Consider the following 10,539-nt stretch of genomic DNA (forward strand, 5'->3'; position numbering starts at 1 on the left):
ACTACGGATTCGCCGCGCCGCGGTACGGCTTCAAGCCGACGGTGATGGCTCGGCCCGTGGTCGCCGGGTAGCTGTGACATCGTTGGGACCATGCAGACGCTGAGCGTCGCCGAGTTCACGCTGCGGCTGGCCGTCGGGCTGGGCTGCGGCGCGCTGATCGGGCTGGAACGGCAGTGGCGGGCCCGGATGGCCGGGTTGCGCACCAATGCGCTGGTGGCGGCCGGGGCGACACTGTTCGTGCTCTACTCGGTTTCGGCAGGCGACACCAGTTCCACCCGGGTCGCCTCCTATGTGGTGTCCGGGGTGGGATTCCTCGGCGGCGGGGTGATCCTGCGGGAGGGGTTCAACGTTCGCGGCCTCAACACCGCCGCGACCCTGTGGTGCTCGGCGGCCGTCGGGGTACTGGCGGCCGCCGGCGACGTGCTGTTCGCGGTGATCGGCACCGGCGCGATCGTCGGCACCCACCTGTTGCTGCGACCGCTGGGCCGGCTCATCGACCGTGATCAGCACATCGAAGAGGACGAGCCGCAGTCGCTCTACCAGGTGCAGGTGGTCTGCCGGCCCAAATCCGAGAAGTACCTGCGGGCCCAGATCGTGCAGCACACCGCCGGCAACGACCTGGTGTTGCGGGGGATCCACACGGGTCCGGCCGGCGACGACAACATGACCCTGACCGCCACGATGTTGTCGGATGGCCGGGCGCCGGAACGGCTCGAGCGCCTGGTCGGCGAGCTCTCGCTGCAGCCGGGCGTCTATGCGGTGCAGTGGCACGCCGAGGGGCAGGCGGCCCTGTCACCGGAGTGACCGTCGCCGCGCTGATCTAGGCTGTTGGGCACTGGAGGTGAGCGCGGTGGACGGGATCGCTGGCGTGTGGTCGGTGCTGCCGGGCCCGATGCGTGACCCGGTGTTGTTCGCCATCCCGTTCTTCCTGCTGCTGCTGACGCTGGAATGGACTGCGGCCCGCAAGCTCGCCGACCTTGAACGCGGCTCCTACCGCGCCAGGGACGCCTGGACCAGCATCTCCATGGGATTGGTGTCGGTGGCCACCACCGCCGGCTGGAAGTTCCTCGCGCTGCTCGGTTACGCGGCGATCTACACCTATCTGGCGCCGTGGCACCTGTCGCCGCGGCAGTGGTACACCTGGGTGATCGCCATCCTGGGCGTGGACCTGCTGTATTACACCTACCATCGCATCGCGCACCGGGTCCGGCTGGTTTGGGCGACCCACCAGGCGCACCATTCCAGCCAGTACTACAACCTGGCCACCGCACTGCGACAGAAGTGGAACAACAGCGGCGAGATCCTGCTGTGGATTCCATTGCCGCTGTTGGGCATTCCGCCCTGGATGGTGTTCGCCGCATTCTCGGTGAATCTGATTTACCAGTTCTGGGTGCACACCGAGCGGATCGACAAGCTGCCGCGTGTAATCGAGTTCATCTTCAACACCCCGTCGCACCACCGGGTGCACCACGGGATGGACCAGGAGTATCTGGACAAGAACTACGGCGGCATCCTGATCGTCTGGGACCGGCTGTTCGGCAGCTTCGCGCCCGAGCGGTTCCGGCCGCGCTACGGGCTGACCAAGCAGGTCGACACCTTCAACATCATCAAACTGCAGATCCACGAATACGCCTCGATCCTCGCCGATGTGCGCGCGGCGAAGAGGTGGCGCGATCGGCTCGGCTACGTTTTCGGGCCGCCCGGATGGCAACCCGCGTCGTCGCGGGCTTCGGCGGCACTGCGGCATTGATGGGACGCACCGACCGGTGTTCGCATAGGCTTGCGACGTCGCATCCGCGCGACAACGCCCGGCGTCTTCGGCCGCGGCGTGCCGATGAGAAGGGAACAACGTGGCACAGAGCTTGGGAGACACGCTCACCGCAGGGAAGAAGCTCGTCAAGGGCGAGTCGCTGACCTCTAAAAACGGGGCGTACACCCTGACCCTGCAGGACGACGGCAACCTGGTGCTGGCGGCGCGGGGCAAGGCGATCTGGGCATCCGGCACCAACGGCAACGACGTGGTGCGTGCCGAGGTGCAGCCGGACGGCAACTTCGTGCTGTACACCGCGGACAAGCCCATCTGGCACACCGACACCAAGGGCAAGAAGGACGTCAAGCTGGTCCTGCAGGACGACCGCAACCTGGTGCTCTACGCCGCCGACGGCGCCGCCTGGTCCACCAAGACCGAGACCGACGCCCCGCCGCCCGAGGAGCCCAAGGCTGAAGCGGCGCCCGCTGAAGAGGCCCCCGCTGCAGCGGCCCCCGCAGAGCCGGCCGCACCCGCGGCACGCAAGTACACCGTGGTCTCCGGCGACACGCTGTTCGCCATCGCCGAGCGGTTCTACGGTGACGGCAACAAGTACCCGCAGATCGCGGAGGCCAGCGGTATCGCCAACCCGGACTTGATCCACCCCGGTCAGGAGTTGACCATCCCCTGATCGCCGCTGACGGCCGACGCGGCGGCCCGGAGCCCAAAACGGGGCCGGGCCGTCGCGTTGCGCCGGTGATCACGGTGGTCGAATCCCGGCCGGGCTGACCGGCCTCAACGATCGGAGTCGAGACGGTGCCCGGGCGCATTGTGCGGTTGTTGGCGGTGGGAGTTGCGGTCGGGGCGACGGTCGCGTCCCCGGCGGTCGGTACCGCTCGCGCCGATCGGGTGTTGGTGTTTCCCGGGATGGAGATTCACCAGGACACTCACGTGTGCACCCTCGGCTACGTCGACCCGATCATGCGTGTCGCCTTCACCGCCGGCCACTGCCGGGGGAGCGGCCCAGTCACCGACCGGGCCGGAAACGTCATCGGCACCATGGCGACCTTCCGCGACAACACCCCCAACGGTGCGACCGTCAACACCGATCAGGTGATCGCCGACTACGAGGCGATCGTGCTGGCCGACGATGTCGACAGCAACGACATCCTGCCCGGCGGGCTGCGACTCGAGGCCGGTCCGGACGACATCGTGGCGCCGGGAGACCCGGTCTGCCACTTCGGTATCGTCACCGGAGAGACCTGCGGAACCGTCGAGCGGGTCAACAACGGATGGTTCACGATGACCCACGGCGTTCGAAGCCAACAGGGCGACTCCGGTGGCCCGGTGTATGTCATCCGCGGGCCCGGCTCCGCCCGGATCGTCGGGTTGTTCAACAGCGTGTGGGGGCAGTACCCGGCCGCGGTGTCGTGGCCGGCGATCTCGCAGCAGGTCCGCGAAGATGTCGGCGTGCCAACCCCGCTGCCGTGACTCCGCCGCCTCGACCACCCGTCCAGATCGCCTGGGTCACCAGTGATCTCGACGCCACCGAATCGACGCTGAGCGCATTGTTGGGCGCCCGCAAGTGGGTCCGCATGCCGGGCGTGCATTTCACCCCGGATACCTGCAGCTACCGGGGCGAACCGGCCGACTTCGTTGCCGACATCGCGCTGAGCTATGCCGGCGACATGCAACTGGAACTGATCGCACCGGTCAGCGGGCGCAGTATCTACGCTGACTTCCTCCGCGACAGCGGTCCCGGCCTGCATCACATCTGCATCGAGGCCGCCGACCCCGCCGATTTCGCCGCGATGCTCGACGACGCCGCTGCGCAAGGCGCCGGCGTGGTCGCCCAAGGCGTGATGCCCGGCGGTATCCGGTTCGGCTACGTCTCGGCGGCCCAGGCGGGTGTCCCGTTCGTAGAGATCGCATACATTCCGGCGGAGATCCGAGCGGTCTTCGACTACATCAAAGAGCAGCAGAGGTGAGCCGCGCCGGCGACGACGCGCAGCGCCAGCACGGGAAGGAACGACTTCGATGACCACCGAAATACCGGCAACCGTTGCCGTAGAGGACATCTCGTCATGGTCTGATGAGGTCGACGTAGTGGTGATCGGATTCGGGATCGGCGGTGGTTGCGCGGCGGTCAGCGCGGCGGCAGCCGGTGCGCGGGTGTTGGTGCTGGAGCGGGCCGCCGAGGCGGGCGGCACCACTGCCATGGCGGGCGGGCACTTCTACCTGGGCGGCGGGACCGCCGTCCAACAGGCAACCGGGCATCCGGATTCACCCGACGAGATGTACAAGTACCTCGTAGCGGTCTCCCGGGAGCCCGAGCACGACAAGATCCGGGCCTATTGCGACGGCAGCGTCGAGCACTTCAATTGGCTGGAAGAGCTGGGGGTCGCCTTCGAGCGCAGCTACTACCCGGAGAAGGCGGTGATCCAGCCCAACACCGAGGGGCTGATGTACACCGGCAACGAAAAGGTATGGCCGTACCTGAACCAGGCCGTTCCGGCGCCGCGCGGGCACAAGGTTCCGGTTCCCGGTGACACCCAGGGCGCCAAGATGGTGATCGACCTGCTGCTCAAGCGGGCCGAGGGCCTCGGCGTGGAGATCCGTTACGAAACAGGTGCCACCGGCCTGGTCACCGACGCCGCCGGCGCCGTCGCCGGTGTCACCTGGAAACACTTCACCCAAAGCGGTGCCATCAAAGCGAAGTCGGTGGTGATCGCCGCCGGCGGCTTCGTGATGAACCCGGAGATGGTCGCCCAGTACACCCCGAAACTGGCGGAGAAGCCGTTCGTGCTGGGTAACACCTACGACGACGGACTGGGCATCCGGATGGGGATGTCGGTGGGCGGTGCCACCAAGCATATGGATCAGATATTCATCACCGCGCCGGTCTATCCGCCTTCGATCCTGCTCACCGGGATCATCGTCAACTCCGACGGTAAGCGCTTCGTCGCCGAGGACTCCTATCACTCGCGCACGTCGGGCTACGTGATGGATCAGCCGAATAGTGCGGCGTTCCTGATCGTCGACGAGAACCACCTGCGAACGCCGCAGGTGCCGCTGGTCACGTTGATCGATGGCTGGGAGACGGTTCCGGAAATGGAAGCGGCACTGGGGATTCCGGAGGGGAACCTGGTGGCGACGCTGGATCGCTACAACAGCTACGCGGCGCGCGGGGAGGACCCGGACTTTCACAAGCAGCCGCCGTTCCTCGCCCCGCAGGACACCGGGCCGTGGGGCGCCTTCGACCTGTCGCTGGGCAAGGCGATGTATGCCGGCTTCACCATCGGGGGGCTGGCGACCTCGGTGGACGGCGAGGTGCTGCGCGACGACGGCAGCGCGGTGCCGGGCCTCTACGCCGCCGGCGCCTGTGCGGCCAACATCGCCCAGGACGGCAAGGGTTATGCCAGCGGCACCCAGTTAGGCGAGGGCTCGTTCTTCGGTCGCCGTGCCGGTGCGCACGCGGCGGCCCGCTCCCGCTGACCGGCCGCCCCGGGCCCGAACGTGCGCAAATCCGGTGTGCACCACGGCGTGTCGACCGGGGACGCGCACGCTCGCGGGTGGTGGGCTAGACCGAGGTGAGCTCCCAGCGGCCCCGGCCGAGCAGTTCGAGCACCTGCTTGTGATGCTGGCGGACGGTGTGCCGGTGGCTGACGCTGACCACGATGGTGTCGGGAAGTTCGGTGCGCAGCAGCTGATACAGCGCCAGCTCCAAGCCTTCGTCGAGCGCCGACGTCGACTCGTCGAGGAACACCGCCTTGGGCCGGGTCAGCAGCAGCCGGGCGAACGCCACCCGCTGCTGCTCGCCCGGCGAGAGCACCTTGGCCCAGTCCTCGACGTTGTCGAGCTGGTTGATCAGATGCGGCAGCAGCACCTTGCCCAGCGCATCGACCAGCGCGATGTCGGAGATCTCCTGTGGCGCCAGCGGATAGGCGACCACGGTCCGCAGGTCGCCCAGCGGGATGTAGGGCAGCTGAGAGACGAACACCGTCTCGTTGTCGGCGTCGGGACGTTGCAGGGTGCCCGAGGCGTACGGCCATAGCTGGGCCAGGCTGCGCAGCAGGGTCGTCTTTCCGCTGCCGGACGGTCCGGCGATCATCAGCGCGTCACCGATACCCAGCTGCACATCGAGCGCCTCGACCAGCGGGTCGCCGGCCGGGCTGCGCACCTCGACGCCCTCGAGCGCCACGGTGCCGTCGGTGCTGGGCTTCACCAGCAGCTCGGGCAGCTCGCGGGCCTCGCGGTTGGCTTCCACCAGCCCATGCAGACGAATGATGGAGGCGCGGTAGCCGGCGAAGTTGTCGTAGGCGTTGCGGAAGAAGGACAGCGAATCGGAGATGTTGCCGAAAGCCGTCGCGGTCTGCGCCACCCCGCCGAACATGATCTGCCCGGAGAACAACCGCGGCGCCTGGATCACCCAGGGCAACGGCACGATCGCCTGGCTCACCGACAGGTTCCAGCCCGCGAACCCGATGGTCCGGTTCACGAACTTCAGGTAGTTGTCGATGATCCCGCCGAACCGCTCCCGCAACTGGAGGCGTTCGGCGACCTCGCCGCGGTAGAACGCGATGGATTCGGCGGAGTCGCGTACCCGCACCAGTGCATACCGGAAGGCGGCGTTGGTCAGCTCGTTGCGGAAGCTCAGCCGGATCAGCGGCCGGCCGATCCAGAACGCGACAATGGTCGCGACGGCCACGTAAAGCAGCACTATCAGGAACATCGCCCTGGGAATGTCGACCCCCAACACGGTCAGCGTGCCCGACAGGTTCCACAGGATGGCCGTGAACGACACCACGGTCACCATGGACTGCACGGCGCCGAACAACAAGGTTCCACCGGTGCCGTTGGCCGGCGCGTTCGGGTTGGCGCCGTTGCCCGCGGTGAAGATGTCGATGTCCTGCTGGATGCGCTGGTCGGGGTTGTCGATCGCCCCTTCGACGGCCTCACCCACGGCCGGGTCGAGTGGCGTCTTGACGAAGCGGGCGCGGTAGTAGGCCCGCCCCTCGAGCCAGTCGCCGGTGAGCCGGTCGGTGAGCCAGATTCGCCAGTTCACCATGAAGTGCTGGGTCAGATAGATGTCGAGCATCACCCGCGCCACATGCAGCACCGCCATCAGGCTGAAGATGCCGATCGACACCCAGAACCCGTGCACGCCGGACTGTTTGACCTCCTCGTCACCGCCGGCGGCGCCCTGAAACGCAGTCTGCAGCGAGGAGTACATGTCGTTGCCCTGGAAGCTGAAGAGCACGTTGAGGCGCACCGCGGTGATCACCGACAGCAGCAGCACCCCCAACATCAGCCACACCCGGGCGCTCTCGCGTCCGGTGAAGTAGCCGCCGGTGATCTCCCAGAACTGCCGGCCCCACCGGGTGCTCATCCGCAGCAGCACCAGCACGGCCAACACACAGACGGCGCTGATGCTCCAGGCCACCGCGATCCACAGCAGCGAATCGGGCAGCGCGTGCGACCAGTTGATGGACGGGTTGAACAGCTTCGAGTCCACTGCCAGGTCTCCTTGCGGTCGCTACCGCCGGAATCACGTCACCGCCGGTATCGGAAATCGGAAAAATCCCGTGCGAAACCTACCGCAGCGCCGCGTCGTCGCGTCGGATGAGCAGCGCGGGAAAAGCCGACGGGCGCGGTGGTGCCCCCGGGCTGGTGACACCGACCACCGCGTACGGTTGTGCTGTGGCTAACACCTCGAAAACGGTCTCCGGGACCACGCGCGCCAAGTCGGGACGGCTGAGCGGAAAATTCTGGAAACTGCTGGGCGCCAGCACCGAGAAGAACCAGAGCCGCTCGATGGCCGAGGTCAACGCAGCGGCCGCCTTCGCCAAGAAGGCCGCCGGACTCGACGACGAGCAGCTGCGCAAGGCCGCGCAACTGCTCAAGCTCAAGGACCTGGCGGATGCGTCCGACATCCCGCAGTTCCTGGCGATCGCCCGCGAAGCGGCCGAGCGCAGCATCGGGATGCGCCCCTTCGATGTACAGCTGCAGGGCGCGCTGCGGATGCTGGCCGGCGATGTGGTCGAGATGGCCACCGGCGAGGGCAAGACGCTCTCCGGTGCGATCGCCGCCGCCGGTTACGCCATCGGCGGGCGCCACGTGCACGTGGTCACCATCAACGACTACCTGGCCCGTCGCGACGCCGAGTGGATGGGGCCACTGCTGACCGCGATGGGGGTGACCGTCGGCTGGATCACCGCCGACTCCAGCGCGGCCGAGCGCCGCGAGGCCTACAAGTGCAATGTCACCTACGCGTCGATCAACGAGATCGGCTTCGACGTGCTGCGTGATCAGCTGGTCACCGACGTCGACGACCTGGTCTCGCCCAACCCCGACGTGGCGCTGATCGACGAGGCCGACTCGGTGCTGGTCGACGAGGCGCTGGTGCCGCTGGTGCTGGCCGGCACCACTCACCGGGAGACCCCCCGGATGGAGATCGTGGAACTCATCGGCCGGCTCACCCCGGGGGTGGACTACGACTCCGACGAGGACCGGCGCAACATCCACCTCACCGAGAAGGGAGCGCGGCGCGTCGAAGCGGCACTCGGTGGCATCGACCTGTACTCCGAGGAACACGTGGTGTCCACGCTGACCGAGGTCAACGTCGCCCTGCACGCGCACGTACTGCTGCAGCGCGACGTGCACTACATCGTCCGCGACGGCAAGGTGCAGTTGATCAACGCCTCCCGCGGCCGGATCGCCGCGCTGCAGCGCTGGCCGGACGGCCTGCAGGCCGCGGTCGAGGCCAAGGAGGGCATCGAGACGACCGAGACCGGCGAGGTGCTCGACACCATCACGGTGCAGGCCCTGGTCAACCGCTATCCCACGGTATGTGGCATGACCGGGACGGCATTGGCCGCCGGTGAGCAGCTGCGGCAGTTCTACCAGCTGGGGGTCTCGCCGATCCCGCCCAACATGCCCAACATCCGTGAGGACGAGACCGACCGGGTCTACATCACCGCCGCGGCCAAGAACGACGCCATCGTCGAACACATCGTCGAGATCCACGCCACCGGGCAGCCGGTGCTGGTCGGCACCCACGACGTCGCCGAATCCGAGGAACTCTACGAGCGGCTGCGCAAACGCGGCGTGCCGGCGGTGGTGCTCAACGCCAAGAACGACGCCGAAGAGGCCACGGTGATCGCCGAGGCCGGCAAGCTCGGCTCGGTCACCGTCTCCACCCAGATGGCCGGGCGAGGCACCGACATCCGGCTCGGCGGCTCCGACGAGACGAACCACGATGAGATCGTCGAACTCGGGGGGCTGCACGTGATCGGCACCGGGCGCCAGCACACCGAGCGGCTGGACAACCAGCTGCGGGGCCGGGCCGGCCGGCAGGGCGACCCCGGCTCGTCGGTGTTCTTCTCCAGTTGGGAGGACGACGTCGCGGCGACCAACCTGGAACCCAACAAGCTGCCGACCGAGACCGACGAGGATGGGCGCATCCTGAGTCCCAAGGCCTCCGGGATGCTCGACCACGCACAGCGCATCGCCGAGGGCAAGCTGCTCGACATCCATGCCAACACCTGGCGCTACAACCAGCTGATCGCCCAGCAGCGCGCCATCATCGTCGAACGGCGCAACACGTTGCTGTCCACCCCGGCGGCCCGCGAGGAACTCGCCGAGCTGACCCCGCAGCGCTATGCCGAGCTGAAAAAGCAGTTGGGCGACGACGCCGATGCCAAGCTGGAGAAGATCTGCCGGCTGATCATGCTCTACCACCTGGACCGCGGCTGGGCCGATCACCTGGCGTTCCTGGCCGACATCCGGGAGAGCATCCACCTGCGCGCGCTGGGCAGGCAGAACCCGCTCGATGAGTTCCACCGGATGGCCCTGGACGCGTTCGCCTCGCTGGCGGCCGACGCCATCGAAGCGGCCCAGCAGACCCTCGAGACATCCGAGCACATCGAGTCCGAGCCGGGCATCGACCTGTCCAAGCTGGCGCGGCCGACATCGACGTGGACCTACATGGTCCGCGACAACCCGCTCAGCGACGACACCATGGACGCGCTGAGCCTGCCCGGAATCTTCCGCTAGGAGCGGCCGGGATGTCTGCCGGGGCGGGCCCGGATCGAGTCCAAGACCGGGTGCTCACGGTGCCCAACGTCATCAGCCTGGCTCGGCTCGGCCTGATCGTCGTCTTCGGATACCTGCTGCTGGTCGCGCAGGCCGACGGGCTGGCGGCGGCGACGCTGATCATCAGCGGCATCTCCGACTGGGCCGACGGCAAGCTGGCCCGGGTGCTGGACCAGTCCTCGGCGCTTGGCGCCCTGCTCGACCCGGCGATCGACCGGCTCTACATGGCGGCGGTGCCGATCGCGTTCGGCCTGCGCGGCCTGGTGCCGTGGTGGATCATCGGCACACTGCTGGCCCGCGACCTGCTGCTGGCCGCGGTGCTGCCGGTGTTGCGCAGCCGGGGACTGACCGCGCTGCCGGTGACCTACATCGGCAAAGCCGGCACCTTCGCGCTGATGTCGGCGTTCCCGCTGATCCTGCTGGGCCAGTGGGACGCGGTATGGAGCCGGGCGGTGCTGTCGGTCGGCTGGGCCTTCCTGATCTGGGGCCTGGGCATGTACCTGTGGGCGTTCGTGCTGTACCTGATCCAGGTGAGGTTGGTGGCCCGCACGCTGCCGAAGATCACCTCCCGAGGGGCAGATGTCTGAACCGTTCTTCGCGCTCAGCGGCTATGACGGCCAGAGCGACCGGGGCGCTCACGAGGCGGGCCGGCCGCAGCGATTCGCGGTGCCCTCGCTGCTGCGGTCGCTGCTGTCCGA

General features: G+C 67.7%; 10 protein-coding genes. 9 read left to right on the forward strand and 1 reads right to left on the reverse strand.

Features of this window, described 5'->3' with window-relative positions; genetic code table 11:
* The 7 genes from DQP56_RS25765 to DQP56_RS19295 form a co-directional block, all read left to right on the forward strand.
* Positions 1–71: PPE family protein, SVP subgroup (locus tag DQP56_RS25765; RefSeq protein WP_353617193.1), on the forward strand; the 71-nt coding region annotated here is incomplete at its 5' end.
* A gap of 19 nt (positions 72–90) precedes the next feature.
* Complete coding sequence (locus DQP56_RS19270) at positions 91–804, forward strand: MgtC/SapB family protein (protein WP_112688173.1); 714 nt, start codon at positions 91–93, stop codon at positions 802–804.
* 46 nt (positions 805–850) lie between these two features.
* Entirely contained in the window at positions 851–1,750 is a 900-nt protein-coding gene (locus DQP56_RS19275) for a sterol desaturase family protein (RefSeq protein WP_165825079.1), read from the forward strand.
* A 112-nt stretch (positions 1,751–1,862) separates the two neighbouring features.
* Positions 1,863–2,438 (forward strand): LysM peptidoglycan-binding domain-containing protein, encoded by a 576-nt coding sequence (locus DQP56_RS19280; protein ID WP_112688187.1) that lies wholly within the window; start codon positions 1,863–1,865, stop codon positions 2,436–2,438.
* A gap of 137 nt (positions 2,439–2,575) precedes the next feature.
* Positions 2,576–3,238 (forward strand): Rv1815 family serine proteinase, encoded by a 663-nt coding sequence (locus DQP56_RS19285; RefSeq protein WP_165825081.1) that lies wholly within the window; start codon positions 2,576–2,578, stop codon positions 3,236–3,238.
* The gene (locus DQP56_RS19290; protein ID WP_112688177.1) at positions 3,235–3,735 is read left to right on the forward strand and encodes a VOC family protein; all 501 of its coding nucleotides are present in this window, start codon (positions 3,235–3,237) and stop codon (positions 3,733–3,735) included. Before DQP56_RS19285 ends, DQP56_RS19290 begins: the two co-directional genes overlap by 4 nt.
* A 49-nt stretch (positions 3,736–3,784) precedes the next feature.
* The gene (locus tag DQP56_RS19295) at positions 3,785–5,242 is read left to right on the forward strand and encodes an FAD-binding protein (protein WP_112688179.1); all 1,458 of its coding nucleotides are present in this window, start codon (positions 3,785–3,787) and stop codon (positions 5,240–5,242) included.
* 85 nt (positions 5,243–5,327) lie between these two features.
* On the opposite strand, the gene DQP56_RS19300 is transcribed toward DQP56_RS19295, so the two are convergent.
* Positions 5,328–7,262 carry an ABC transporter ATP-binding protein/permease gene (locus DQP56_RS19300; protein ID WP_112688181.1) on the reverse strand — a complete coding sequence of 645 codons (1,935 nt, stop codon included), beginning with the start codon at positions 7,260–7,262 and terminating at the stop codon, positions 5,328–5,330.
* 185 nt (positions 7,263–7,447) lie between these two features.
* Here DQP56_RS19300 and secA2 point away from each other — a divergent pair, with 185 nt between their 5' ends.
* On the forward strand, positions 7,448–9,802 hold the full coding sequence (secA2, locus tag DQP56_RS19305; RefSeq protein ID WP_112688189.1) for an accessory Sec system translocase SecA2: 2,355 nt from the start codon (positions 7,448–7,450) through the stop codon (positions 9,800–9,802).
* 11 nt (positions 9,803–9,813) lie between these two features.
* The gene (locus tag DQP56_RS19310; protein ID WP_112688183.1) at positions 9,814–10,428 is read left to right on the forward strand and encodes a CDP-alcohol phosphatidyltransferase family protein; all 615 of its coding nucleotides are present in this window, start codon (positions 9,814–9,816) and stop codon (positions 10,426–10,428) included.
* Positions 10,429–10,539 lie beyond the last annotated feature (111 nt).

It is taken from the genome of Mycolicibacter senuensis (assembly GCF_003284925.1).
In the GTDB taxonomy this organism is placed as follows: Bacteria; Actinomycetota; Actinomycetes; order Mycobacteriales; family Mycobacteriaceae; genus Mycobacterium; species Mycobacterium algericum_A.